The following is a 24,805-nucleotide window of genomic DNA, read 5'->3' on the forward strand; positions in this document are numbered from 1 at the left end:
GGCGAGCACGGAACATGCCCCCACCCGTCTGCCGGCAGGGACCGTCCGTCCCGTCCCGTCCCGACGCTAGCGAGCGGAGCTGTCCTGCGGCACCGTCGACCCCGCGGTGAGCAGCTGGGTCGCCGCGAGCCGGCGGTAGAGGGCGTCCGTCTCCAGCAGTTCGGCGTGGGTGCCCACGGCCCGGACCCGGCCCGCGTTCATCACGACGATGCGGTCGGCATCGGTGACGGTCGACAGCCGGTGCGCCACCACCAGGACGGTCGTGTCACGGGCCGCCTCCGCGACGGTCTCCCGCAGCGCCGCTTCGTTGTCGGCGTCCAGCTGGGACGTCGCCTCGTCGAGCAGGAGCACCCGGGGCCGGCGCAAGAGAGCGCGAGCGATGGCCACGCGCTGCCGCTCGCCTCCCGAGAGACGGCTCCCGCGATGGCCGACCAGGCTGTCCAGGCCTCGCGGGAGACGGGCGACGACCGCTTCGAGCCGGGTCCGCCGCAGGACGTCGTCCACCTCGTCGTCGGCGACGTCCGCGATGCCGAGGGTGAGGTTGCGGCGCAGGGAGCCGCTCAGGACGGGGGCGTCCTGCTCCACGTATCCGATCGCCGCACGCAGTTCGGCCAGTGGCCACTGCCGTACGTCGCGGTCGTCCACGAAGATGCGCCCCGTCTGTGGGGCGTGGAAGCGTTCGAGCAGGGAGAAGAGGGTGGTCTTGCCCGCGCCCGACGGGCCGACGAGGGCGGTCACGCCGCCCGCGGGCACGGTGAAGGACACGTGCTGGTGGACGGGGGGCAACCAGGGCTGGTGCCGGAACCCGACGTCTTCGAAGCGCACGGTCGCGGGCGGTCGGGGCGACCGCTTGCCGGCGGGCGCCGGGTTCAGTCGCGGCGGTACGTCGTCGACAGCCTCGACGTCCAGGTGCTGCACCGCCCCGATCCGCACTGCGGCGGCCCCGCCGATCTGCAACTGGCCGACCGCGTCGACCAGTTGGCTGATGCGCGGGGCCAACGCGAACAGGTACAGCAGGAAGGCCACCAAGGTGGACACGCCGATCGCCCCGGAGGCGACCCGGACACCGCCCACGCCGAGCACCGCCAGGAATGCCGCCTGCCCGGCCACGGCCGACGCCGCCCCCGACAAGGCCTGCCAGCCGGCCGCGCGCACGCCGGTACGACGGGCGTCCCGCGCCAGCTGCTCCAGGGCTCGCGTCTCGTGCCGTTCGGCTCCGGCGGCCTTGACCGTGCGCACCGCCCCCAGGGCCCGCTCCAGGGCCGCGCCGATCTCCCCCACCGACTCCTGCGCCTGCCGGGTGGCTCGTCCGATGGACGGTGCCGCGGCCGCCACGACCGCCCCCAGCAGCGCGACCACGCCCAGCGTGACCGACAGCAGGACCACGTCCAGCAGACCCATCAGCACCACCGTCAGGACCAGCACGACGGCGCCCGTCACGGCGGGTACCGCGGACTGGGTGGCGGCCTGCCGCAGCAGCATGGTGTCGGAAGTGGCCCGAGTGATGAGGTCACCCGGTTCGTGCCGGTCCAGTTCCGGCACGGTCAACCGGAGCAGCCGCCCGGTGATGCGCCGCCGGGCGGAACACACGACGTCCTCGGCGGTGCGGTGCAGGACGTACTGACCCAGCGCCGACAGCAGGGCGCCGCCGACCAGGAGCGCGGCGAGGACGAGGACCGGGGCGACGGTCGTACGGCCGCTCTCGAGGGTGTCGATCAAACGCTTGGCGGCCAGCGGCTGGGCCAGGGCCAGTCCGCTGCCGGCCAGTCCGAGGAGCGCGCCGGCCAGGCACGCGCCACGGTGGGGCCGCAGAAAGGTGGCCAGGGCCCGGTAGCGGGAGGAGGACGGCTGGGCACCCGCGGTCCCGGATCCGCCCGGACCGGGGCCGGCCGGTGCACCCTGGTCCTCGACAGCGTTCGTCGAGCCGGTCGGCGTCGAGGCGGTCGACGACCGCTCTGTCGACGACGGGTCGGTCGACGTGGAAGCGGCCGGCAGGTTCCGCGGTGAGCGCTCCGCGGCGGAGCGGGCGGAGGCGGGCGGCTGTCCGGCCATGGTCAGTCGACCGCGAAGAAGCGCTGGAAGTAGTCCGCCGGGCAGTCCTCACCGATCGGTTCGGCCTCCGCCTCGACCCAGGCGTGCGCGGCGAACGGCGGCTGCTTGCGCACGCCCACGCACCAGACCGGCCACTGGCCGCGCATCCGGCACAGCAGCACGGTGGCCAGTGACCTGGGCAGACAGCCCCGGCGTCCGCCGGCGGTGAGGCTCACCGCCAGCACGGTCTCCAGGGCCGTGGCCGTCTGCGCCGCGGTGGCCGGCCGTGCGCCCCGGCGCACTTGGCGCAGCACCGTGCGGATCCGGGAGGGCGGCAACAGGGCGAGCAGGTGGGCGCACCCCACGGCGAGGCGGGCCGCCGACCGGGTGGGCAGCGGTACGGAACGAGGTCGGTAGGGGACCGACTCCGGCATCGACATGGCGGTTCCTCTCTGCGGGTGCGGGCCTTGTGAAGGGGGGCGCGGGTGCTCCGGCCGGTCGGGCTGCGGAGCGCCCGGGTCCGTCGGCCGCTCAGGCGACGGCGGCCGTCGTGCCGGTCAGTCGCCCTGGACGAGCCCGGCCGATCGCAGTTCCGCGAGGATGCGGTCGACGTCCTGCCCGGCGAGGTCGGCGCCGACGTCGTACCGCTCGGTCAGGGCCCGGACCGCGTCGTCCGGGGTCCCGCCCGCCAGCAGGGTCTCCAGGAGCAGGGCGGCGGTCGGGTTGAGCGTCCAGTACTCGCCGCTCTTCTCGTCGAGCAGCGCGAGGCCGTACTCGGTCTCGGCCATCAGGACGCCACCGCGTAGCTTCACGTTCGTCGCGTTCATCGCAACACCTCTCTGCCATGGATCACTTGAAGAGGCGGCCGGATCATCAGCCGTCCCGGTGGTTCCGGCGGGTCAGGGTCTCGTGCGTGCGCAGCCACACCTCACAACCGACGGTCGGGTGCAGCAGGACGTTCTCCAGCTCGGCCGACACCGGGCCGGAGCACCAGGCGCGCCACGCGTCCGCGTCGACCAGCCCCCGTTCAGCCAGCCGGGAGTCCTCGCACAGGGCGAGCAGGGCGTCGCGGTGGCGCCGCAGCCCGACCTCCTCCTCCAGCGTCGCGTTGGCCTTGGTGGCGCGGGTCCGGCAGTCCTCGGGCACGACCCCGCGCATGGCCTCGACGATCAACGGCTTGTACTGCCACGGTGTCACGCGCTCCGCCGGCCGTACGGCCAGGCCGGCCTCGACGACCCGGTCGTCGTAGAACGGGGAGGCGAAGCGGGGACCGTCCGGGGACGTCATCTGGTTCAGCTGCCGGGCGAAGCGTGACACCGCCTGCATGGTGGCGAGTTCCCGGTGCTCCCCGTGTCCGGGGCCCAGGGGTTCCGTGACCGCGGCCTCCTGCCGGATCAGGGTGCGCACGGCGTCGACCGCCTCCGGGGTGGCCCAGGGAGGCATCCTGGCGGGCGAACACCACTGGAACAGTGGTTCGTCCAGGGTGGGCAACGGGCTGGTGAGGTCGTCGGCGATCTGCTGCAGCCAGGCCCCGTAGGGGCGCCGGTCGAGCAGTTGCCGTACGGCGCTCCGCCGTGACCAGCGGTACTTGGCCAGGTAGCCACGGGCGTGGCGCACGGCCGTGCGGGGGTCGCGCGGCAACAGCTCGTGCACGCGCGCGGACGCTCCCGCGAGCAGTTCGTCACCGCCGAATCCGCTCAGGTGGACGGTGGACCCCCGTTTCGCGGCGAGCGTCAGCAGGCTCATCCGCCGGTTGCGGTCAACGGCGTACAGCGACGGGGCGTCCAGGACGTCGGTGAGCGCGTCGACGCCGTCGAAGGTGAGCGGGAACTCCCCGGCGGGCACCACGTGGTGCTCGATGCGCCCGGCGCCGCCCGCCGACGACAGTTCCGCGACCGTACGGTGCGCCCAGCGGACGTCGTCGCCCCGCGGGTCGTGTGTGGCCGCGGTGTAGGCGATGACGTCGGCGCCGGCCCGAACTGCGGTGCACACCACGGCGGTCGAGTCCAGACCGCCCAGGTCCGCGGTCACCACGTCCCGGCCCCGGACGCGCACGTCGACAGCGCGGCGCAGCTCCTCGCGCAGCAGCGACGCGCCCTCGGCGAGCGGAACGTCGCGGCGCGGCAGCGACCACCAGCGTCTGCGGCGGGCCCGGCCGTCGCGCTCCAGAACGAGGCAGTCGGTGCCGGGCACGGCCTCAACGCCCCGCCACACGGGCCGGGCGGAGAGCGGGTGGAGCACTCCGAGGCTGAGCAACTGCAGGGCGAGGCGCCCCTCGTCGAGAGGAGCGCCGACGAGGCCGGCCAGGACGTCGGCACGGTCGGCCGCCACGTGTGCTGCTCCCGCGGTGCCGTGGAACAGGCTGCGGACACCGGTCACCGTGCCCTGGGCCCGCACCCGGCCGTGCACGCTGGCCAGGAGGTGGTAACTGCCGTGCCAGGAGCGGGCGAAGCGGTCGAGGGAGGCGAGATCGGTGACGGCGGCCGCCGCCCGGTCCGCTTCTGCCCGGTCGACGGCGTGCTCGCCCACCACCGCGAGGCGCACCCCGCCGCACGTGCCGACGGTCAGTTCGTCCGCACGCCCGCGGCTCACCAACCAGGGCCGGCCGGACGCGTGGTGGTGACTCGCGGTGGCGTACGGCAGCACGTCGGCCGCCACGGCCGCCGCCGCGTCGGTGTCGGGCAGCACGACAAGCCAGGAGGGCACGACGGTGAGCGACACAGGGCTGTCCATGAGCTCATGTACCTCCGGTCGTCGATGGGTCTGCCGAGGCGGCAGGGGAGGGGGGAGAGGCGCTGGGCGGGGCCCTTCGGGGCGGACCCCGTGCCCGCACTCACAGGTGTGCGGGCACGGGGTCCCCTCAGATCGGGTCAGATGAGCTGGTGACCGCCGAGGAGGTCCTTGGCGGTGCCGCCGGCCAGGCCCGTCGTCTTGCGGAAACCGCCGGCCTTGGTGAGGGTCGGACGCTCGTACGTCATGGCCACTCTTCCCTTCGTCGACGACGACATCAGGTGTCGTCGTTGCTGTCGTCTGAAGTGGAACGTCGGGCACAGGCGCCTGCTCGAATCGGGCCGTATTCCGCACGGTTCCGGAGCCCGTGGGCGGCCGACTCGGTGAGTCACCTTATGGGCATCGATCGGTTCGTCACAACAGTGCGTCGGGGGTGCATGACGATATTCGAGAGGTGAAATATGCATCGTGGCGCGGGCTGATGCATCGGATTTGTTCCAGCGTTGGCCATGTGGGCGGGACATGCGGGTACACGAGGGAGTTAGCAGGTCAACAGGGGTCGTGATTGAGACTCGACGACGTCACTTCACCCTTCTGGTCACCGATCCGTCGAGGCAGGTCAGACATCTTTGGTGAGTTCCTGTCCCTCGCTGGAATCCGGCCATGATCGAAATTCTTCGCACAATTGGTCGAGCATTCAAATGTCCGAATGCTCGAATTGTTCAACTGTGCACGATGCAATTAGTCGCGCAGGACGTCCCGCGTGATGTCGGCGAGTGTGCGGCCGGTGCGGAAGGCCTCGGCGCGCATGAGGGCGAGGGCGTCCTCGCGGCTGACGCCGCGCCGGTCGGCCAGGACCGCGGTCGCCCGGGCCGTGTCGAACCAGTGGGCGCGGACGGTGTGGCGCGGCTCCCACGCCGGGGCCGCCTGCCCGGTGAGCAGCATGTCCCGGGTGGGCATGAGCGCGGCCGTCACCGCGTCGGCCACGGCGGACGCCTCCTCCAACTGGTCCGCGTCGAGCGCGTGCGCGCGGTGCGCCAGCAGGTCGACCGAGCCGAGGACGTAGTCGCCGAAGAACAGGGGGAGGGCGTAGATCGAGCCCACCTCCGGCAGCCTCTCGCGTACGGTCGCGCCGAACAGCGGCCAGGGCGTCAGGCCGTCGCGCAGGTCGTGGACGGCCACGGGCTCACCGGTGTGCGCCGCGGTGATGCACGGCCCCTCCAGCACCGTGAACTGGATGTCCTCCAGCTGCAGCGCGGCGTCGCCGGACGCGGCGAGCAGTTGGCGGGACGGGGTGTCGGTGAGCAGCGACAGCGTGACGCCGTCCACCCCGAGCCCTTCGCGCACGGCCGCGCACACCCGGCGGGGCACCTCCTCGCCGGGGGCGTCCGCCGCGGCCTCCGCGACCAGCCGCACGGCCTTCCCCACGTCGACCGTCATCGGCACCTCCGCGACCCGGCCCCTGCCCCTACCCCTGCACCACGCACGACGCCTCTCCCGTTCCCCCGCGCACCACTGCGCGACGCTCCTGTGGGGAGGTCGGGTGCCCCGTGCGACCGGCCGCACGCCGGTCACCGCGGCGCCGGCCGCTGCGCCGCCACGACGCGTGACCGGTACGGCAGCACCCAGCGGGTGCCGGCCGCGGACGGCCGAGGTCAGCCGACCTGGGTCTGCGTCGCGCGGCTACGGCGGGCCCGGCAGCCGGACCGTCACGACCAGTCCGCCCGCGGGGCGCGGGACCAGCGCGAGGGTTCCTCCGTGGGCGCGGACGACGCTGCGCACGATGGCCAGGCCGAGGCCGACTCCGGCGTGCTCGTCGGTGCGGACGCGTTCCGTGCCGCGCTGGAAGGGCTCGGTCAGCGTCGGTACCAGGTCCTGCGGGACCGGGCGGCCCGTGTTCTCCACGCGCAGCACGCTCGTGCCGTCGTACGACTCCGTGTGGACCGTCACCGTGCCGTCGGCGGGGAGGTTGTGCACGATGCCGTTCTGGACGAGGTTCGTCACCACGCGCAGCAGCAGGTCCGCCGAGCCACTGGTCCGGGCCGCCGCGCCGGTGACGTCGAGCGTGACGCCGCGCCGCTCGGCGAGGGGCAGCAGCGTCTCGGCGGCCTCCTCGGCCAGGAGGGACAGGTCGACGGGCTCGCGCGGGAACGTCCCGCCGTCACCGCGGCTGAGCAGCAGCAGCGCGTCGGTGAGGCCGATCGCCCGGTTGTTGACGGCGTACAGGCGTTCGACGAGCTCGCCGGGGTCGCGCGACGGGTCCTTGCGGGCGACGTCGAGGAGCGTGCGCGAGATCGCGAGCGGGGTGCGCAGTTCGTGGGAGGCGTTGGCGGCGAACCTGCGCTGCTCGTCCACGTGGGACTCCAGCTGGTCGAGCATCGAGTCGAACGTGTCGGCGAGCTCGCGGAACTCGTCCCGGCGGTTCGTCATGCGGATGCGGTGGGACAGCGACCCGCTCCCGGCCAGCCGCGCCGCGTCCGTGATCCGGCCCAGCGGCCCGAGCATCCGGCCGGCCAGCAGCCATCCCCCGACGAGGCCGAACACGAGCAGGAAGGCCATCGCCCAGGCCGCGGCCGGGGCGAACGTGTGCACCAGGAGGTAGCGGTTGGGGGAGATCCCGAGCAGGCCCTGGTCGTTGTCGGGCACGTAGCGCAGCAGGTACCACCACACCACGGCGAGCAGCAGGGCACCGGCGACGGCCAGGAACCCCGCGTAGCTGAGGGCGAGCTTCAACCGGGCGCTGAGCCCGAGTCGGGCGCGTCCGGTCATGCCGGCTGCCGACTGCCGGGGCGGGGAGCGGTTCCGGGGCCCGCGTCGATGCGGTAGCCGACCCCCGGCACCGTGGCGATGACCCACGGCTCACCGAGCCGCTTGCGCAGCGCGGAGACGGTGATGCGTACGGCGTTGGTGAGCGGGTCGGCGTTCTCGTCCCAGGCCCGTTCCAGCAGTTCCTCGGCGCTGACGACCCCGCCCTCCGCGGCGACGAGGACCTCCAGCACCGCGAACTGCTTGCGGGTGAGGGCGACGTAGCGCCCGTCGCGGTGGACCTCCCGGCGGAACGGGTCGAGCCGCAGCCCGGCGATCTCGCGCACCGGGGGCCGCGCGTACGCGCGCCGCCGGTCCAACGCCCTGAGCCGCAGGACGAGTTCCCGCAGGTCGAACGGCTTGGTGAGGTAGTCGTCCGCCCCGAGCTCGAAGCCGGACGCCTTGTCGTCGATCCGGTCGGCGGCGGTGAGCATCAGGATCGGGATGCCGCTGCCGGAGGCGACGATGCGGCGGGCCACCTCGTCCCCGGAGGGGCCGGGGACGTCGCGGTCGAGGACGGCCAGGTCGTAGGAGTTGACGCCGAGCAGTTCCAGGGCGGTGTTCCCGTCGCCCGCGACGTCGGAGGCGATCGCCTCCAGCCGCAGCCCGTCACGGACGGCCTCGGCGAGGTACGGCTCGTCCTCCACTATCAGTACGCGCATGTCAGCAGCGTAGGCAGCACGGCATATCGGCGCCGTATGCAAGCACGCGGGGGGCGGCTGGAGCGTACGCCGACCTCGCGGCCATGCGCGCGTAAGCTCATAGAGCTGTCACGCACGCGTACATCCATACAGCTGTCACGCGCGCGTACGTCGCTCCCGCCGCCCCGAACTCACCCCGTCGCCGGACCCCGCGTCACCCCGCCGCCACCGGCGCCGGACGGTCCGCCTCCGCCGTCGCCCGCCGCGTACCGCCGCGCCACCAGGGCCGCGACGCCAGTCCGGCCAGCAGCGCACCCGCCGCGTTGAGGAGCACGTCGTCGACGGACGACACGCGGTCGAGCCGGAACACGGACTGGGAGACCTCCACGAGCACCGAGCAGCCCACCCCCAGGGCCAGGATGCGCGGCGCGGACGCGAGGGCCGTGAACCGCATCGGGGCGAAGAAGCCGAGGGACGCGAGGACCAGCAGGTTGCCGACGATCCCGAGGGTGCCCATCGTGGCGAGGTCCCGCAGCGGCACGAGGCTCACCCGCGCGGGGGCGACGCCCACTCCGGCGCCCGGCATCATGGTCAGCCACAGGAACGGCACCGTCCCGTGCACCATGCCCACCTCGGCCGACGACAGCCTCGCCGCCCCGTCGACGCCGTGACGCCGCCGCCACCAGGTCAGCGCGCACACCACCAGGGCGGACAGCGGCAGCGCGACCAAGGTCATCAGCACCACCCCGTTGAAGGTGTCGAAGCACCCGTGCCACCGGCCCGCCGCACACCTCGGAGCGGACATCATGAGCGGCCGGCGCACGACGTACGCGGCACCGGCGACAGCGAGACACACCAGCCCGAGGGCGACACCGGTGCGGACACGCCGAGCTCGTGGGGACGGGGATGCGGTGCGGGCTACGTGATTCATCCCGCCATTGCAGGCGAGACGCTGTTGCGAGGGCGTATGCGGTTCTCGATACGCCGACGACAGGTGCGGGTGCTCGCCCCAGCCGTCCGAGGTCTCAGCCGCGCGCCTCCCCCTGGGCCACCTCGATGTCCTGGTGCACCTCGACCGCGCTCGTCGCCGCCGTCGTGACGGACAGGACGGCGCAGACGGCCAGCAGTGCCGCGATCCACGAGCCCGTGCGCAGCGGGCGGTGGGTGGGGGAGAGGAGGGCGGCGACGCGGCGGGGCACCGGGCCCGTGGTGGCCGCCGGGGTGACCGCGGAGCGGCGGGTGTCCGCCGTGTGGGTGGCCAGGGCGGCGCGCGCGATGGCGCGCGCGGTGAGGCGACGGTCGCCGACGCGGCGGGCCGCGGCCTCGTCGGCGGCGCGCTCGGCGGCCAGCCGGATCGCGTCGCGGACCGGGCGCAGCGCGGGATGGCAGTGGGCGGCGAGTTCGGCCGCGGCCAGGAAGTAGTGGTGGCCGCCCGCGTTGTGGGCGCGCTCGTGGGCGAAGAGGGCCTCGCGCTCGCGCGCGTCGAGGCTGCGCAGCATGGCGGTGGTGACGACGATGCGGTGCGGGCGGCCGGGCAGGGCGTACGCGTCGGGCCGCGCCGATTCGACGACGCACAGGTCACCCGCCGCGGGACACCGGCCGGCCTGCGACCGCGCCGTGCGCAGCCCCGCGGTCTGCCGTACGACGGAACGCCCGAGGGCGAGCGTGGCGAGCGTCAGCAGGCCGGCGGCAAGGACGGCCAAGGGCAGCACCAGCCACGCGGACGGGGTGCGCAGGGGATGCACCAGCTCCCCGACGGCGGCGAAGGCGGGGACGTGCAGCATTCCTGTGAGCGTCAGCGTGCCGAGGGTCGCGACGGTGCCCGCCGCCAGGAGCAGGGCCGAGACGGTCAGCGTCCAGAGGGCGGCCACCGGCGGGCAGCGGTCGAGGACCCGGCGGGCCAGCAGCGGGGCCACGCACGGCGCCAGCAGGGGGACCAGGAGGACCGGCAGGAAGGAGAACGTCACTGGCCCTCCTGCAGCAGACGGCGCAGCACCTCTTCGTCGTCCGGGCTGAGCTGGGCCACGAACCGCGCCAGGACGCTCTCGCGGTCGTCGCCGCGGTCGAGCTCGCTGTGCATGCGCAGCGCGGTCAGGCCGTGCGGGTCCTGCAGCGGGCGGTAGGCGTAACCGCGGCCCTGCCGCTCCCGCTCCACCGTCCCCTTCTCGTGCAGCCGGGACAGGATCGTCGTCACCGTCGTGCGGGCCAGGCCAGAGGCGAGCTCGGCCTGGACCTGCGCCGGGGTGAGCGGCGCGCCCGCGGCCCACAGCGCGGCCATCACCGCGGCCTCCAGTTCGCCGGCCGGACGGCGTTGGTCCTTCGCATCGGTCATGGGAACGATCCTCACCCCGCGATCGTCTACAGTGTGTAGACCGTCTACAGGATTGTAGTCGGCCAGTGCCGTGCATCCGCTCGGCGGTCGGATCTCCGTGCGGGTCGCACGAAAGGACATGCCGATGAACACACCCATGGCTCTATCGTCGCAGCTCGCCGTGAATCCCCTCGACGCGCGGTCGCTGCTGGCCGCCTTCGGCGTGCTGGGCGTCGGCGTGGTGATGTTCGCCGAGACGGGCCTGCTGATCGGCTTCTTCCTGCCGGGCGACTCCCTGCTGTTCACCGCGGGCCTGCTGTGCACGGGCGCGGGACAGCACGGCGTACGGCTGTCCCTTGGGCCGCTGCTGTGCGCGGCGGCGCTCGGCGCGGTGGCCGGAGCGCAGTGCGGCTACCTGCTGGGGCGCCGCGCGGGCGGTGCCCTGCTGGCCCGCAGCAGCTCGGCCCGGCTGCGCGACGGGGCGCGACGCGCGGAGGAACTGCTCGAGCGGTACGGGCACGCGAAGGCGATCGTGCTGGCGAGATTCGTGCCGGTGGTGCGGACCGTGCTCAACCCGCTGGCGGGGGCGCTGGGCGTGCCCGCGCGCGTGTTCACCGTCTGGCAGACGGCCGGCGGCCTGGTCTGGAGCATCGGCCTGACCCTGGCCGGGTACGGCCTCGGATCGTCGATCCCGGACGTGGACCGCTACCTGCTGCCGCTGGTCGCCCTGATCGTGGCGCTGTCGCTGGTCCCGCTGGCCGCCGAGCTGTACCGCGGCCGCAGGCGCACGGAGGAGAAGGAGGCCAGCGGATGATCATGGCGTTCGGCGGGGCGTCGATCGACGGCTCCGCGTACCGGGACGTCACGCACTGGGCGCAGCACGCGCCCGGCTGGCTGGACACCGCCGTGACGGTGTGGTCGGCGTACGGCCTGGCGCTGTTCGCCGTGCTGATGGTGCTCGCCTGGTGGCGGGCCCGCCACCAGGGAGCCGCGGAGGCGCTCACGGCCCTGGCCGTGCCCCTGGTGGCGCTCCTGGCGTACGGCGTGGACCTCGTCCTGAAGTCGGCCGTGCGAGAGGACCGGCCGTGCCGGACCCTGCGGGTGACGACCCTCGAGGCGTGTCCGGCGCACGGCGACTGGTCGTTCCCGAGCAACCACGCGGTGATCGCCGTGGCGGCCGCCGTGGCGCTGCTCTTCGTCTCGCGGCGGCTGGGCGCGCTCGCGTGCGGGGCGGCCGTCGCGATGGCGGTCTCCCGCGTCTGGATCGGCGTCCACTACCCGCACGACGTCCTGGCCGGTGTCCTCGTGGGGATCCTGGTGGCCCTGCCCGCCATGCTGGTCGTCCGCCGGTGGTCGCCCGCCCTGGCCCGGCGGGCGACGGCGACGGCACCGCTGCGCACCCTGCTGTCGGCCTCATGAACCGCAGGGACGCCGCCGACCTCGCCGGGAGCGCCGGTGTCGGCGCCTGGACGGCCTTCGCGGTGCTGACGATGATCGTCGTGGGCGGTGCCGGCGCACCGCTCTGGCTGGACGGCACCTTCCTCAGCCGGTCCGTCGCCCACCGCTCCGACGAACTGGTGGCCCTGGCCCGCGGCGTGACCGCCACCGGCAGCGGCGTGGTCCCGTACGCGCTCGTGACCCTCGCCGGCGCCCTGGCCGGGCGGACCGCGCGACAGAGACTGGGAGCCGCCGCCCTCGCCCTGTCCTGCCTGGCCACGGGTCAGGTCCTGCGCTACGCCACGATGACCCGCGTGCACCGGCCGCGCCCCCCGCGTTCCGACTGGGCGACCCATGCGAGCGGCTGGGCGTTCCCCTCCGGGCACACCACCACGGCGGCCCTGACCGCGGGCATACTCATCGTCGCCCTCGCGCTGCGCGCCCCGCGCGGCGGCAGGGCCCTCCAGATCGCCGTCGCCTGCTGGGGCCTGTCGGTCGGCCTGACCCGCGTCTACCTCGGCGTGCACTGGTTCACCGACGTCATCGGGGGGTGGCTGTTCGCCACGGCCTGGCTGGGCACCTGCCTCTGGGCGGCGGCCCGCTGGCTGCCCGGCGCCTTCCTCACCACGGTCACGCCCCGCCCGGCTCCGCAGCCGACCGGACACGGCCCATGATCGGGGGACCGGCGTCACCCCGGCGCGGCGCGATACCGTCCTGCCATGTCTCGAACAGCCGAGGGCGGCTCCCACCGGGCATCCGTCACCGCAGATGACCTCGACCTCGCCGTACAGCTCGCCGTCACGCTCCTGCGGGAGGCGCCGGACGGGGCGTGGGAGAGCAGGGCCGGTTCGCTGGAGTGGGACTGCTGGGAGACCGTGGAGCACCTCAGCGACGACCTCTTCGCGTACGCCGCGCAACTCGGGCCGAGGACACCGCCGTCGAACGGCGAGGTGCCGTTCCTCTGGGAGAGCAGGCGGCCCGGCGGACCCGCGAACGCCGTCCACGCCGACCGGGCCGCCGGACCGGCGGGTCTGCTGCAGGTGCTGGAGGCGTGCGGCGCGCTGCTGGTCGCCATGGTCCGCACGACACACTCGCACGTACGCGCCCACCACGTGCACGGCGCCTCAGACGCCGAGGGCTTCGCCGCCATGGGGATCGTCGAGACCGTGGTGCACACCCACGACCTGGCCCAAGGCCTCGGCCTGCCCTGGGACCCGCCCGCCGACCTGTGCGCGCGGGTCCTCGCCCGGCTGTTCCCGGACGCCCCGACGATGACGGAGCCCTGGGCCACCCTGCTCTGGGCGACCGGGCGCGCCGACCTGCCGGGACGCCCCCGCCCCACCACGTGGCGCTGGGACGGCACCCCTCGGGACTAAGACACCCCCTGGGACCAGGACACCCCCTGGGACCAGGACACTCCCTGGGACCAGGACACTCCCTGGGACCAGGACACTCCCTGGGACCAGGGCCCCCCTCCCGCTCCCGCGCGCGTGCTACTTGCTGTGCACGATCTGCACCAGATTGCCACAGGTGTCGTCCAGGACGGCGGTGGTGACCGTGCCCATCTCCACCGGCTCCTGCGTGAACCGGACCCCGAGCGCGCGCAGCCGCTCGAACTCCGCCCGCACGTCGTCCACCGCGAACGAGGCGGCCGGGATGCCGTCCGCCACGAGCGCCGCCCGGTACGGCCCCACCGCGGGGTGACCGGACGGCTCCAGCAGCAGCTCCGTGCCCTCGGGGTCCTCCGGCGAGACCACCGTCAGCCACCGGTCCGCGCCCAGCGGCACGTCGTGCTTCTTCGCGAAGCCCAGCACGTCCGTGTAGAAACGCAGGGCCGTCTCCTGGTCGTCGACGAAGACGTTGGTGAGATGGATCCTCATGGGGTGCTCTCCGGTGCGTCGGGCCTCAGCCGTCGGGTGACGACTGCTCGGGACGGCGATGCGCGGGACCGGGCAGCCCCTTGATCACCTCGTCCGCCACGGCTCCACGATAGGCCGTGGGCCTGTCTGTGACCCCGGCGTGGAGGCAGCCGCCCGCCGGCTCAGCTCGCGCGGCCGAAGCAGCGCTCCAGCTCGTCCAGGTCGTAGAAGACGCTGCCCCGGGACACGGGACGGCAGCCCGGCTTGAAGGCGGTCTCCTTCTCGTTGTAGAGCATGCGCACCAGGTAGGTGTCGCCCTTGCGGAAGACGTCCCACTGGATGTTCGCCGCCATGGGGGAGACGGATGCCCCGCGCCACGGGTTGTCGGCGTAGGTGTACGGCCGGTCGGGCGTCGCCGCCACGGTGCTGCCCGGCAGGCCCATCAGCGCGGCGAGCGGGATGATCTCCTCGGCGTGCGTGAAGCGCAGTTCCGCGCCCAGCGCGCTGGTGCCGGCCCGCTTGGCCTCGGCCTGCCGGAAGAAGTCGTCGAGCAGGACACCGGCCATCCGGTAGGTGATGTCGCTGTCCGCGAACCCGGGGCCCTTCTCGTAGAAGTCCTCGGCGTCACTCAGGTACCCGAACCACGCGGCGTCCCGCGGCGCGATGTAGCGCTCCATGGGCAGGGCGCGGTGGTCCGGCATCTCGGCGCTCAGGCTCGGGGCGATCGCGTAGAGGTTGTAGACCGCCCGGGCGGCGTCGACGTCGGAGGCCACGGAGGAGAACGCGCCGTCCACGACGCGCTGGACGAACGCGGGCTTGAAGATCCGCTCCAGGACCCTGCGGGCCGCCGGCGCGGTGGCGGGCTGCTCGGTGATGTCCTTCAGGGTGGTGGCCAGCCGCTGGTCGTGGTCGACGTAGTCGCGGTAGGCCGCGCCGCCCGCCGACTTGTGGAAGTAGAGCAGGTCCCGGTCGGCCCGGGCGGGCCGGATGAGCGGCGCGAGGGCGGGGTCGCCGGAGGCGAGGGCCCCGGTGAACACGGTGCCGCTGGCGACGGCGCGTGCCTCACCGGAGGTGACGACGTCGATGGGCTCACCGTTCTCGGCGATCCGCTGGAAGAGGCCGGGGAGCCGCTGCTCCAGGCGTGCGGCGGTGTCCCGTAGCTCCTGCTCGCCGCGTCCGCTGAGATTGCCGTACCCGACGGTGGCCATGGCCGCGAGGAGCGTCCGCACGTCGGGCCCGAACCGCCGCCCGGTGGAGGTGAGTTGGTCCTCGGCCGCGGCCCGGTCCCACAGCGCGAGCACGAGGTCGCCGTCCTTGCTGCTGGTGGCCGCACGCGAGCCGTGCCGGGACACGGTCTCGGTGAACACGGGCCGGTATCCGCGGGGAGCGCGCTGGTAACCGTGAGCGTTCTGCCGGGGCGCGTACGACGCCTTGGTCCCGTAACTGGTGAGCGACCGGGAGCCGGTGGCCTGGGCGGGCACGGAGGCGACGAGCAGCGCGGACAGGGTGGCGGCGAGGACTGGGACGAACCGTTTCATGCGGTGCAGCTTGATCGTCGCGGGTGAACGGGGGCCGGTGCCGAGGTTGCCGGGGCGGATCGGCGGGATGGCTCGTGGCCGTCGGCCAACGATGGCCCCCGGCATCAGCGGCTGTCAGCGGCCATCAGCGGCCACCGACGGCGGCCGTGCTGTGAGGCGTCACTCACGTGCCTGAGTGAAGGTGTGCGCCAGCTGTATGCGGGAGTTGAGGCCGAGTTTCCGGTAGACGCGGGTGAGCGTGGCCTCGACCGTCTTGACGCTGACGGTCAGGGCGGTGGCGATGTCGCGGTTGCTGGCCCCGGCGGCGGCGAGTTCGGCGCAGCGTTGTTCGGCGGAGGTGAGCCGGGGGTCGGTGGTGCCTGCCGGGGTGTCCTGCAGCCGGGCGAGGGTGCGTGCGGCGGTGCGGGCCCAGGGGAGTGCCTCGTGGGCGGTGAAGAGGTCGGCGGCGCTGTGCGCGGCGGCGCGGGCGCCGGCGCGCCGGCGCCCGCGCCGTTCGGTGTGGCTGAGCGCCAGCAGGGTCCTGCCGCGTTCGAGCGGGAGGTGGTGGAGGCGGTCGGCCGCGTCGGTGAGGCGCCGGGCGGCGGTGTCGTAGTCGCCGCAGGCGGCGTCCAGCAGTGCCTGGACCCGTTCGAGCGGGGGCAGCACCGTGTCCCTGCCGAGAGCGGCCGCCGTGCGGCGGGTGTCGTCCAGCAGGCCCTGCGCCTGGCTGAGGCGGCCGAGGGCGACGAGGGTCTCGGCGAATTCGGGGTGCCAGCGCAGCACGGACGGGTCGCGGACCCGCTGGAGCTCCTCCAGGGCGCGGACCTCCTTGAGGGCCTGCAGGGCCTCCTTGGGACGGCCGGCGGCCAGGAGGAGGTGGCCGAGGGCGAAGAGGTTGCGGGAGAGGAAGACCTTGTTGTCCTCCTGGCGGGCGGTGTCGACCCCGCGGCGCGCATGGGCGAGGGCGAGGTCGGTGCGCCGGGCGGCCCCCTCCGCGAGGGCGGAGGTGTAGCACGCCGGTGCGGGTGACAGGGCCGCTGCGTCGGTCAGCGCCTGGGCGCGGTCGGCGTGGTCGAGTGCCCTGGCGCACCGTCCGGCGCGCAGTTCGGCCTCGGCGAGGCCGCGCAGGATGTCCACCGTGGCCTCGGCGTCCCCCGTCCGCTCGGCCTCGACGAGCAGGGGGAGCAGCCCGGTGCGCGTCTCCTCGGGGCGGTCGTCGAAGAGGGCGTGCCGGGCGGCGAGGTGCTGGGGTGTGGCGTTGACGGGCAGGTGGGCGGTACGGGGCAGGGACAGGGCGCGGCTGAGGGTGGTCGCGGCGTCGGGGTGGCCGAGGATGCGTCGGACGCGGGCCTGCATCGTGAGGGCCATGACGGTGGTGGTGGTGTCGCCCGCGGCCTCGGCGAGGTCGGCGGCCCGGTCGGCGAGGGCGCACGCCCGTTCGGGGTCGCCCTCCTTGACATTGGCCCAGATGGACTGGCGGATCAGGATCTGCGCGGTGAGGTCGGACCGTCCGGCTGCCGCGTGGAGCGCGTCGGCGAACAACTCGTCCGCACCGTGCAGGTGTTGGCCGCTCGCGTCGATCAATGCGATGAGCGCGTCGATCCGTTGGGCGGCGGTGGTGTCGTGGCCGAGGACGAGGCGGGCGGCGGCCCGGCTGCGGGGCAGGTCCCCGCAGCGTGCGGCGTCGCGTACGGCGGTCAGGGCCCGTTCGGTGAACAGGTCGCCGGCGTCGTGCGGGGTGCGCTGGGCGGCGAGCAGGGAGAGCTCGGCCGCGAGGGCGTGTTCGCCCCGCAGCCGGGCGCGTACGGCGGCGCCGGCGGCGTGGTGTCCTGCCAGCGGCTCGCTGTCGTCGGCCGCCAGCACGCTGTGCCGGTCGCGGCGGACGCCGTCACGGCTGGCCCCGGCAAGGCGGGCGTGCAGGAGCCTGCGCGCGTGACCCGGCTGACGGGCCACGAGTTCGCCGGCGATCGCTGAAGCGGTGAAGCGCACCGTCCCGCCGGGCTGTTGCAGATCGACGAGTCCGGCCGCCTCGGCCTCGGCCAGGAGGTTCTCGGCTGCCGGACCCGCGAGGCGGCACAACAGGTCGAGGCCGGGCCGGTCGTCGAGCGCGGCGAGCGTGAGCAGGTCCTGGACCTCCGCCGACACGGTGTCCAGCCATGCGCCGACCAACTGGCGTGCCGGGGGCGGGAGGACCGGGTCGACGCCCGCGTCCTCGGTGACCGGCACGGCGGCGGTGTGGCCGCGCACCTGGGCGAGCGCCAGGGCCAGCGCGGGATTGCCGCCGCTGCCGGCGTGGACACGCGTGACCTCGCGGTGGGCGAGCCCGTGCGAGGACAGCAGGGTCGCGACCTGGGGGCAGGTCAGGGGCGGGACGCGCACCGCGTACGCGTCCTCCCCGCACCAGTGGCCGGCGGCCCCCGGGCGCCAGGTGCGCTCGGCCGCGATGACGGGCAGGTCCGGGGCCAGGCGCAGCGCCCAGCCCAGGACGGCCGCACTGTCCGCGTCCAGCCACTGGGCGTTGTCCACCACCAGCGTCATGGGAGGAGCGTCCCGCAGCAGGGCGGCGGTCTGCCGACGCAGCCGGAGGGCCGGACCGGCGACGTCCGGGGAGGCCGGCCGGCCGGCGGCCTCGTCGAGGCCCGTCGCCAACTCCCGCGCGGCGGGCAGGGGCCGCAGGGCGAGCGCGAGTTCGAGCAGTCCGGCGTAGGGGACTCGGGCGTCCTGCGGGCGCGGGGCCAGCCGCACGACGGGCAGCTCCAGCCGTCGCCCCAGCACCCCGGCCGCGGTGCTCTTGCCGATTCCCGGTGGTCCGAACAGGACGACCCGGCGGGTGCCGTTGATGTCCTCCGGCACCGCAGGCAGCACAAGGCCGTTCTCGTGGGACGCGCTCACCCACATCGCAGAGTCTTGCATCGGGCCATGGTGGGCCCACCGGACCTCCCCGGTCCACGTCAAGGGATCGCCCCGATGTCGGCCGACCCCCGCGTCCCTAGCCTCATGGCCACAGCCGAGCCAACCGCCGCTGAACGCCCCCCGCACCGCAGATGACGTTCTGCGGCCAACTCCCCGACGAGGCTCGGCGGAAGGATCGCGATGAACCGCAAGAACGCCCTGGCGACCGCCGTCGCGGCAGCCCTCGCCCTGGGCACCGTGACCGTGGTGGCCGCCCAGTCCACCGCGGCCGCCCACAGCTCCGTCGGCCGACCCGGCGCCGGATTCCGGGCGATGACGGCCGACACGCGCCGCGAGGCGATACGCACGGCCGACCGGGACGCGTCGGCGACCGCCCGCGCGCTCGGGCTGGGCCCCACCGAGCACCTGGTCGCCAAGGACGTGCTGATCGACGCCGACGGCGCCCGGCACGTGCGCTACGACCGCACCTACGGCGACCTGCCCGTGATCGGCGGCGACCTGGTGGTGCACCTCGCCGAGGACGGCCGGATCAGCGGCTCGGACCTGGCACACCCGGGTGCGATCCGTATCGCCGGCACCTCACCGAAGCTGACGCCGGCCGACGCCTCGGCCGTTGCGGTGAAGCACGCCGAACACGTGGAGCACGCGAGGACCAGGGGCTCGGACAGCAGCACCCTGGTGGTGTACGCGGCCGGCAAGGTACCGGTGCTCGCCTACCGTTCGACGGTCACCGGCGCGGGCGAGGCAGGCCCGGCCTCGCGCCAGGCGGTGATCGTGGACGCGCACAGCGGTGCGCCGCTTGACCAGTACGAGCTCCACCAGAACGTCACGGGCACCGGCAACGGCATCAACGTGGGCCAGGTCTCCCTGGAGACCACCCAGTCCGGGAGCGGTTACACCCTGACCGACGCGGACGCCTACCTGTCGACCGTGTTCCTGGCCGACGACATCGCGATCGGCTGACCGGCCCGCTCACCGCACGTGGTCCCGCGACCAGGAGCCCCGCCCGGGCCCTGGCCGCGGGACCACCGCGTACGCGGAGGAACGCGGTGACCATGGTGGACGTCAGTCCCACGCGTTGAAGAGCAGGCCGCCCAACGTGGTGACGCCGTAAAGGCGCGCTTGACGCCACTCGTGCCGGGTGAGCACCGCGGTGTGCACCGCGCTGAGTGGTGTGGCGAGTCGTCCGGCACCGAGCACCACGAAGTCCGCGTCGGTGAAGACCCGGGCCCACGGCGGGGGAGGGAGGAATGCGTCCCCGTACCAGTCCCGGCGTGTTCGGGCGAAGGCGACCCAGGGGTGATGGGCGTGGCACAGGACGATGTTCTCGCCCGCGCGCGTCACGACGGATGCGGTGTGGAAGGTCCGGGGGTATGCCTGTTCCTCCACCTCGCCCACTTCGCCTCCGGCGATCCGGGCAGCGGCGTACAGGGCGGTGCGGAATGCCCGCAGGTCGGTCATCGGGAGCGGGCCGTCCCCCGGCCGGAAGAAGCCCGTCGCCCCCCGCGGCAGCGTGAAGCCGGTGTCGTCCTCGTCGGCCATGCCGTTCCTACTGCCCGGGAGAGGAGGCCGAGCACTCGGCATCAGGGAACACTCCGGTAGCCCGGTACGGAAGGCCAGCGGACCGTCAGCACCACCGACTCCTCCTCCGCGTGCCAGGAGTGGTCGACGCCCCGGCCCCACACGACGTAGTCGCCCTGCCGGGACAACAGGACGCTGCGGCCGGGCAGCTCCACGCGGAACCGCCCGCTGATGAGGACCAGCAGGGCGGTGCGCTCCTCGCCGGTCACCCACTCGGCCCGCTCGTCGCCCTGGGGGTGGACACCCCACTTGATCTCCACGGCCTCGCTGTGCCGGGGGTCGGAGACGTCCTTGAAGTGCCCCAGCAACCACCCCCGGTCCAGTGCCGCGTCACTGCCCGCATGGCCCACGTACACGCTGTCGCTCATGGATCCGGAAGGTAACAGCGGCCTTCCCGGCACGGGTGGGCGGGACGCCGCCGCGCACCGGTGTCCTCCGGTCGGGTGACTGCTGCAACCGGGGCGGCCCCGGAGGCGGAAGAGGTCACGAATGGGTGCGCGGGCACCCCCGCCCCGGTACCCGTACCGGCTGTGAAGGGAAGGGCCATGAGACTGCGCGACGAGTTGCCGGTGGACCACCGGCTCGCGACCGTGTACCGCTACGGCGCCGGACTGTGCGGCGTCGTCCTCCTGGTGTTCGGCGTCCTCGGTTTCGCCGACCAGTTGCGCCCGTTCGACACCGACGGGAGCAGCGTCGCGGGGATGTCGACCAACGGGCTGCTCAGCCTGGTCTCCGTGGTGTTCGGGCTGCTGCTGGTGGCGGGCGCCGTGATCGGCGGGAACATCGCCTCCACGCTCAACATCACCGTGGGGTCACTGTTCCTGCTCAGCGGCTTCGTCCACATCTTCATCCTGGACAAGCCCGCCAACCTCCTGGACTTCGGCATGTCCAACGTCTTCTTCAGCTACGCGATGGGCCTGCTGATCGCGACCTTCGGGATGTACGGGCGGGTCTCCGGAGGGCTGTCCCACGACAATCCCTACTGGCGCCGCCGCCACCCGCGCGAGGCGGCCCGCGAGTCGCTCCACGCCCGGCGCGGTCAGCTCCCGCCCGCCGCCGTCGCCGCGGTGCCGTCCGGGCCGGCAGGTGCGGCCGGGGTCGAGGGGGAACCCCTCACCCCGGTGCGCCGCGGCCGGCGGTGACGGCACCCCCCACGGCACCTCGGTCCGGGCGCCCCGGCGGTCGCCGGTCAGCTGTTGCGCCGTACCAGCGAGGCGTTCAGCGCCGTCGCGAAGCCGCACCAGGCGGCGTACGGCAGTAGGGCCCACGCGCCCGTGCGGTCGACCTGGGCGGTGCGGCGCAGCAGGTCGGCGTTGGCGACGTCGAGCAGCACGGTGCCCACCAGTCCGGCCCGGGGGCTGCGGCGGGCGAAGAACAGCCAGTTCCAGCCGGCGTTCAGGGCCAGGTCGACCGCGAGGCTCGCGGTGAGCTTCCGGCGCCGGCGGGCGTCCTCGGCGCGGCCGAGGGCGTGCCCGGCGGCGTAGGCGACGGACGCGTACAGCGGGGTCCACGCGGCGCCGAAGCTCCACGGCGGAGGCTGCCACGGCGGCTTGCGCAGGGCGCGGTACCAGGCGCTGTCGGCGTCGACCGCCATGGCGCCCACCGCCGCGGTGGCCGTCACCGCGGCGGCCGCAGTCCCGTAGCGGAGCAGGGCGGGGGAGGAGCGGTCGGCCCGGTCCCTCTGCGTCAGTCTCATGCTCCGCGTGTGCCCTCGCGCCGGCTGCTCTCACGCGGCGGGACCCGGCGGGGCTCCCGGGACCGTCGTAAACCGCTCAAAAGCATGGATATCAACCCTTACCGGTGGGTAGGATGTCCGTCGTCCCTGCCGGGTACGCGGCGACGTCACGACACGCGCCGCGTCGTCAGCCTGGGCCGACTGGCCCGCGAGAGCCGGCAGGGACGAGCGATGGCCGAACAGTACGCATGCCCGACCACACCCCCACCGCACTGGCGCGACCGCGCGGCCTGCATCGGTGAGGATCCCGAGATCTTCTTCCCGCTGTCCGACAGCCTCGCCGCCGGCGCGGACGCGCGAGCGGCGATGGCGATCTGCCGGCGCTGTCCCGTGCTCCTCGACTGCCGCGCCTGGGCCGTCGAGCACGGCGAGGACGACGGCATCTGGGGCGCCACCACGGCCCCCCAGCGCCGTGCGCTGCGCCGCGCCACCGGCGACACCCTGGCCGCACCGGCGTACCAGCGAGGGCGGACGGGTCACCAGGACGGATGAGGACGTTGTTGGCATCCCGGACGGCTCCGGCGGGAAGCCGCAGGAGATGGACTGGGAGGTGCGTGTGCAAGGGGACGAGGCACTGGGACTGGACGAGGTGCTGAGAGCGGCGGAGGACGCGGCGCCGGGGGAGTCGGTGGACGTGGTGGCCCGGAACCTGGAGAAGCGGTTCTCGGCCGCCGAGGTGTCGTTCTGGCTCGTCGACACGCTCGGGCGGGAAGCCGTGCGCCTCCCCAGGGCGGGCACGCCCGCCCAGAGCCGCGGCCGGGTCGAGACGGTCCGGCTGGCGGGGAGCGTCTTCGAGCGGGTCCTGCGCACCCAGCGACTGCACCAGGAGGAGGACGACGAGGGCCGCTGCCGGATGGTCGCCCCCGTGACGAACCGGGGTGACTGCATCGGGGTCCTCGACCTGCTCGTCCCGTCGGCGGACGACGCCGTCCGGGACGGGGTCGCCCAAGCGGCGCACGCGCTCGCCTACATCGTGGTCACCGACCGGCGGTACACCGACCTGTACCACTGGGGCCGGCGCACCACCACGATGAGCCTCGCCTCGGAGATCCAGCACCAGCTGCTGCCCTCGTCGGCCTGCTGCGAGGCCGCCCAGTTCACCCTCGCCTGCGGCCTGGTCCCGGCCGACGACATAGGCGGCGACACCTACGACTACGCCGTCGACCAGGAGACCCTGCACCTGTCGATCACGGACGCCATGGGCCATGACACCGCCTCCGCGCTGCTGGCCACGCTCAGCGTCAACGCCCTGCGGGGAGCCCGGCGCGCCGGGGCCGACCTCCTGGGCCAAGCCCACGCCGCCCATGAGGCGATCATCCGCCACGGCCGCGGTATGACCACCGGGCAGTTGCTGCGGGTCCGGCTCGAGAGCGGTGACTGCGAGCTGGTCAACGCCGGTCACCCGTGGCCGCTGCGGCTGCGGGACGGCCGGGTGGAGGAACTGACCCTCAAGGTCAACCTGCCGTTCGGTGTCCCTTCGCCGATCGGCTACGTCGTGCAGCGGCTTCGACTGGAGCCGGGCGACCGTCTGGTGCTGGTCACCGACGGCATGCGCGACCGGGCCGCCGCCGCGGTGGACATTCCGGCCCTCCTGGGGGACACGCGCGACGAGCACCCCCGCGAGGTGGTGCGCGCGCTGACCATGGCGGTGCACGAGGCCTGCGGGGGCTCGCTGCCCGACGACGCCACGACGCTGGTGCTGGACTGGCACGGCGGCGGTGACGTCCAGCGCCACAGCAGCGGCGGCTCGAACCAGGAGAGACCGGACGCCCGGCCGTGATCCCAGCGCCCCTTAACCGCTCCCTCCTGGTGTTGCGCAGGCAGGTACCGGCCGCCTCCCACCGCGCCTCCTGAGCTGCGGCGCGGACGGAAAGCCCGCACGCTGGAGGTCGGCCGACGCTCCGACCGTGCCGACAGCGAGGGAGAACCGGTGGACGACAGCGAGCGGAAAGAGACCTGGGAAGACTTCCGTGAGGTGGTCAACATGCGGCCGGGTGACCTGGAGGAGTGGCTGGACACCGACCAGTCGCGCGACGCCGGGCAGCACAAGGACGGCGGCGAGTCCACCGGTCACGCCTCCGGCCGGCGGATCGCGGAGATCCTGCGCGCCAAGAAGGGCGACCTCTCCGACGACGACTACCAGCACATGCGGAAGGTCGTCGGCTACGTCCGGCGGCACCTCGCCCAGCGGCCCTCGGGCGACGTGCGGGACACCCGCTGGCGGTACTCGCTCATGAACTGGGGGCACGACCCGCTGGCCTGACGCGCTGAACCCAGCGCCGAAGACAGCGCCGGGCGGCCCACCGGGCGGGCGGGGGCCCGCTGGGTTCCCCGGTCAGCTCGTGCCGCGCCGGGCCGCCGTGCGGATCGCCCCTTCGGCCTCCGCCAGACCGTCGATCAGGGACGGGTCGTCGAGTCCCGGTACGCACACCACCCGGCCGGCGTCCAGCGCCGCGAGTGAGGCGTCGAGGACCTGGTCCACCGGCATGCCGCCCTCGTCGTGCACGGCCTGGTCACGTCCCGGCACCGGCTCGTGGCCCCGGGAACGATGGAACTCGGTGGCCGTCAGCCCCGGGCACAGCACCTGGATCCGCAGCGGTGTGCCGGCCAGCTCGGCCGCGAGGGTGCGGGTGAAGGTGACGACGTAGCCCTTGGTGCCGCCGTACACCGCGCGCTCGGGCAGCGGGTGCGGCGGCAGCGAGCCGGCGAAGGCCAGCTGCGAGGCGACGTTGACCACGGTCCCGGCGCCGCGCGCCAGCATGCCCGGGACCGCGGCCCGGGTGAGGGCGGTGACGGCCACCACGTTGACGTGCAGCACCTTGGCCAGGAGGTCCGGCTCGAGTTCCGCGAAGGAGCCGTAGCCGTTGATGCCGGCGTTGTTGAGGAGGAAGCCGATGTCGTCACCCGCCGCCCGGTCCACCACCCGCGCCAGGTCCTCGGGCGCCGACAGGTCGGCCACCAGGGTCTCCACCGTGGTGCCGGTCTCCTCGCGCAGCCGCCGGGCGAGGTCGTCGAGCCGCTGCGCCCTGCGGGCGACGAGGACCGTGTCCCACCCCTGGGCAGCGAGGCGCTCCGCGTAGGCCGCGCCGATGCCGGAGGACGCGCCCGTCACCAGGGCCGTACCGCGTCGTGTGCTCACCCGTGCCCCACCTTTCAGCTCGCCGGCCTGCGGTGTACCCGTACCGGGCCCGTTGTACCAGCCGACCACCCGCGCGCCGGACACGGGGGCGCGGGCCGTTCCATCG

27 protein-coding genes are annotated in these 24,805 nt (G+C 73.9%); 9 read left to right on the plus strand and 18 right to left on the minus strand.

All coding sequences use genetic code 11. From position 1 onward, the window contains the following. Positions 1 to 66: 66 nt before the first annotated feature. From AQJ30_RS04485 to AQJ30_RS04530, 11 genes are all read right to left on the minus strand, one after another. The gene (locus AQJ30_RS04485) at positions 67 to 2,052 is read right to left on the minus strand and encodes an ABC transporter ATP-binding protein (RefSeq protein ID WP_079083797.1); all 1,986 of its coding nucleotides are present in this window, start codon (positions 2,050 to 2,052) and stop codon (positions 67 to 69) included. Between the two features lie 2 nt (positions 2,053 to 2,054). Then, a complete protein-coding gene (locus AQJ30_RS04490; RefSeq protein WP_067228662.1) occupies positions 2,055 to 2,471 on the minus strand; it encodes a lasso peptide biosynthesis B2 protein in 417 nt (138 codons plus the stop codon). A gap of 117 nt (positions 2,472 to 2,588) precedes the next feature. Further along, positions 2,589 to 2,858 (minus strand): lasso peptide biosynthesis PqqD family chaperone, encoded by a 270-nt coding sequence (locus tag AQJ30_RS04495; protein ID WP_067228664.1) that lies wholly within the window; start codon positions 2,856 to 2,858, stop codon positions 2,589 to 2,591. 46 nt (positions 2,859 to 2,904) lie between these two features. After that, positions 2,905 to 4,764, minus strand: coding sequence for an asparagine synthase-related protein (locus tag AQJ30_RS04500; protein WP_067228666.1), 1,860 nt, complete (start codon positions 4,762 to 4,764; stop codon positions 2,905 to 2,907). A gap of 137 nt (positions 4,765 to 4,901) precedes the next feature. Next, on the minus strand, positions 4,902 to 5,009 hold the full coding sequence (locus AQJ30_RS37715; protein WP_107119473.1) for a keywimysin-related RiPP: 108 nt from the start codon (positions 5,007 to 5,009) through the stop codon (positions 4,902 to 4,904). Between the two features lie 493 nt (positions 5,010 to 5,502). Further along, positions 5,503 to 6,201, minus strand: a complete 699-nt coding sequence (locus AQJ30_RS04505) for a GAF domain-containing protein (RefSeq protein ID WP_067228667.1) — start codon at positions 6,199 to 6,201, stop codon at positions 5,503 to 5,505. 243 nt (positions 6,202 to 6,444) lie between these two features. Next, positions 6,445 to 7,530, minus strand: coding sequence for a sensor histidine kinase (locus AQJ30_RS04510; protein ID WP_067228669.1), 1,086 nt, complete (start codon positions 7,528 to 7,530; stop codon positions 6,445 to 6,447). Next, a complete protein-coding gene (locus AQJ30_RS04515) occupies positions 7,527 to 8,228 on the minus strand; it encodes a response regulator transcription factor (RefSeq protein WP_067228671.1) in 702 nt (233 codons plus the stop codon). The genes AQJ30_RS04510 and AQJ30_RS04515 overlap by 4 nt, the downstream gene beginning before the upstream one ends. Positions 8,229 to 8,421: 193 nt before the next feature. Further along, positions 8,422 to 9,138 carry a VanZ family protein gene (locus AQJ30_RS04520; RefSeq protein WP_067228673.1) on the minus strand — a complete coding sequence of 239 codons (717 nt, stop codon included), beginning with the start codon at positions 9,136 to 9,138 and terminating at the stop codon, positions 8,422 to 8,424. 94 nt (positions 9,139 to 9,232) lie between these two features. Then, a complete protein-coding gene (locus AQJ30_RS04525) occupies positions 9,233 to 10,174 on the minus strand; it encodes a M48 family metalloprotease (RefSeq protein ID WP_067228675.1) in 942 nt (313 codons plus the stop codon). Further along, positions 10,171 to 10,539: a BlaI/MecI/CopY family transcriptional regulator gene (locus AQJ30_RS04530; protein WP_067228677.1), complete on the minus strand. Its 369-nt coding sequence runs from the start codon at positions 10,537 to 10,539 to the stop codon at positions 10,171 to 10,173. The genes AQJ30_RS04525 and AQJ30_RS04530 overlap by 4 nt, the downstream gene beginning before the upstream one ends. Positions 10,540 to 10,663: 124 nt before the next feature. Between AQJ30_RS04530 and AQJ30_RS04535 the strand changes: the two genes are divergently transcribed. The 4 genes from AQJ30_RS04535 to AQJ30_RS04550 are packed head-to-tail and all read left to right on the plus strand — an operon-like array spanning position 10,664 to position 13,331. Continuing rightward, complete coding sequence (locus AQJ30_RS04535) at positions 10,664 to 11,332, plus strand: DedA family protein (protein ID WP_067228678.1); 669 nt, start codon at positions 10,664 to 10,666, stop codon at positions 11,330 to 11,332. After that, positions 11,329 to 11,937 carry a phosphatase PAP2 family protein gene (locus AQJ30_RS04540; RefSeq protein WP_067228680.1) on the plus strand — a complete coding sequence of 203 codons (609 nt, stop codon included), beginning with the start codon at positions 11,329 to 11,331 and terminating at the stop codon, positions 11,935 to 11,937. The genes AQJ30_RS04535 and AQJ30_RS04540 overlap by 4 nt, the downstream gene beginning before the upstream one ends. Next, positions 11,934 to 12,629 carry a phosphatase PAP2 family protein gene (locus tag AQJ30_RS04545; RefSeq protein ID WP_067228681.1) on the plus strand — a complete coding sequence of 232 codons (696 nt, stop codon included), beginning with the start codon at positions 11,934 to 11,936 and terminating at the stop codon, positions 12,627 to 12,629. Before AQJ30_RS04540 ends, AQJ30_RS04545 begins: the two co-directional genes overlap by 4 nt. Positions 12,630 to 12,674: 45 nt before the next feature. Beyond that, positions 12,675 to 13,331, plus strand: a complete 657-nt coding sequence (locus AQJ30_RS04550) for a hypothetical protein (protein WP_067228683.1) — start codon at positions 12,675 to 12,677, stop codon at positions 13,329 to 13,331. A gap of 117 nt (positions 13,332 to 13,448) precedes the next feature. Here AQJ30_RS04550 and AQJ30_RS04555 read toward each other — a convergent pair whose 3' ends face one another. From AQJ30_RS04555 to AQJ30_RS04565, 3 genes are all read right to left on the minus strand, one after another. Then, on the minus strand, positions 13,449 to 13,835 hold the full coding sequence (locus tag AQJ30_RS04555) for a VOC family protein (RefSeq protein WP_067228685.1): 387 nt from the start codon (positions 13,833 to 13,835) through the stop codon (positions 13,449 to 13,451). A 161-nt stretch (positions 13,836 to 13,996) separates the two neighbouring features. Continuing rightward, entirely contained in the window at positions 13,997 to 15,352 is a 1,356-nt protein-coding gene (locus AQJ30_RS04560; protein ID WP_067228687.1) for a histidine-type phosphatase, read from the minus strand. A gap of 159 nt (positions 15,353 to 15,511) precedes the next feature. Next, positions 15,512 to 18,244: a helix-turn-helix transcriptional regulator gene (locus AQJ30_RS04565; RefSeq protein WP_079083799.1), complete on the minus strand. Its 2,733-nt coding sequence runs from the start codon at positions 18,242 to 18,244 to the stop codon at positions 15,512 to 15,514. Between the two features lie 180 nt (positions 18,245 to 18,424). On the opposite strand from AQJ30_RS04565, the gene AQJ30_RS04570 reads away from it, so the two are divergent. Further along, a complete protein-coding gene (locus AQJ30_RS04570; protein WP_067228690.1) occupies positions 18,425 to 19,207 on the plus strand; it encodes a hypothetical protein in 783 nt (260 codons plus the stop codon). Positions 19,208 to 19,309: 102 nt separating this feature from the next. On the opposite strand, the gene AQJ30_RS04575 is transcribed toward AQJ30_RS04570, so the two are convergent. Then, positions 19,310 to 19,786, minus strand: a complete 477-nt coding sequence (locus AQJ30_RS04575) for a hypothetical protein (RefSeq protein WP_067228692.1) — start codon at positions 19,784 to 19,786, stop codon at positions 19,310 to 19,312. A gap of 41 nt (positions 19,787 to 19,827) precedes the next feature. Then, positions 19,828 to 20,193 carry a cupin domain-containing protein gene (locus AQJ30_RS04580; RefSeq protein WP_067228693.1) on the minus strand — a complete coding sequence of 122 codons (366 nt, stop codon included), beginning with the start codon at positions 20,191 to 20,193 and terminating at the stop codon, positions 19,828 to 19,830. Positions 20,194 to 20,370: 177 nt separating this feature from the next. On the opposite strand from AQJ30_RS04580, the gene AQJ30_RS04585 reads away from it, so the two are divergent. Beyond that, positions 20,371 to 20,967 carry a DUF4383 domain-containing protein gene (locus tag AQJ30_RS04585; RefSeq protein WP_079083801.1) on the plus strand — a complete coding sequence of 199 codons (597 nt, stop codon included), beginning with the start codon at positions 20,371 to 20,373 and terminating at the stop codon, positions 20,965 to 20,967. Between the two features lie 47 nt (positions 20,968 to 21,014). On the opposite strand, the gene AQJ30_RS04590 is transcribed toward AQJ30_RS04585, so the two are convergent. Next, positions 21,015 to 21,521, minus strand: a complete 507-nt coding sequence (locus AQJ30_RS04590; protein WP_079083803.1) for a TspO/MBR family protein — start codon at positions 21,519 to 21,521, stop codon at positions 21,015 to 21,017. A 210-nt stretch (positions 21,522 to 21,731) separates the two neighbouring features. On the opposite strand from AQJ30_RS04590, the gene AQJ30_RS04595 reads away from it, so the two are divergent. The 3 genes from AQJ30_RS04595 (at position 21,732) to AQJ30_RS04605 (ending at position 23,823) form a co-directional block, all read left to right on the plus strand. Continuing rightward, positions 21,732 to 22,052: a WhiB family transcriptional regulator gene (locus AQJ30_RS04595; RefSeq protein ID WP_067228695.1), complete on the plus strand. Its 321-nt coding sequence runs from the start codon at positions 21,732 to 21,734 to the stop codon at positions 22,050 to 22,052. Positions 22,053 to 22,098: 46 nt separating this feature from the next. Next, the gene (locus tag AQJ30_RS04600) at positions 22,099 to 23,340 is read left to right on the plus strand and encodes a PP2C family protein-serine/threonine phosphatase (protein ID WP_067228696.1); all 1,242 of its coding nucleotides are present in this window, start codon (positions 22,099 to 22,101) and stop codon (positions 23,338 to 23,340) included. Between the two features lie 150 nt (positions 23,341 to 23,490). Then, positions 23,491 to 23,823: a DUF3140 domain-containing protein gene (locus AQJ30_RS04605; RefSeq protein ID WP_067228698.1), complete on the plus strand. Its 333-nt coding sequence runs from the start codon at positions 23,491 to 23,493 to the stop codon at positions 23,821 to 23,823. A gap of 72 nt (positions 23,824 to 23,895) precedes the next feature. Here the strand turns inward: AQJ30_RS04605 and AQJ30_RS04610 are convergent, their stop codons facing one another. Continuing rightward, positions 23,896 to 24,699, minus strand: coding sequence for an SDR family NAD(P)-dependent oxidoreductase (locus AQJ30_RS04610; RefSeq protein ID WP_067228700.1), 804 nt, complete (start codon positions 24,697 to 24,699; stop codon positions 23,896 to 23,898). Between the last annotated feature and the right edge of the window lie 106 nt (positions 24,700 to 24,805).

The organism is Streptomyces longwoodensis (genome assembly GCF_001514125.1).
GTDB lineage: Bacteria > Actinomycetota > Actinomycetes > Streptomycetales > Streptomycetaceae > Streptomyces > Streptomyces longwoodensis.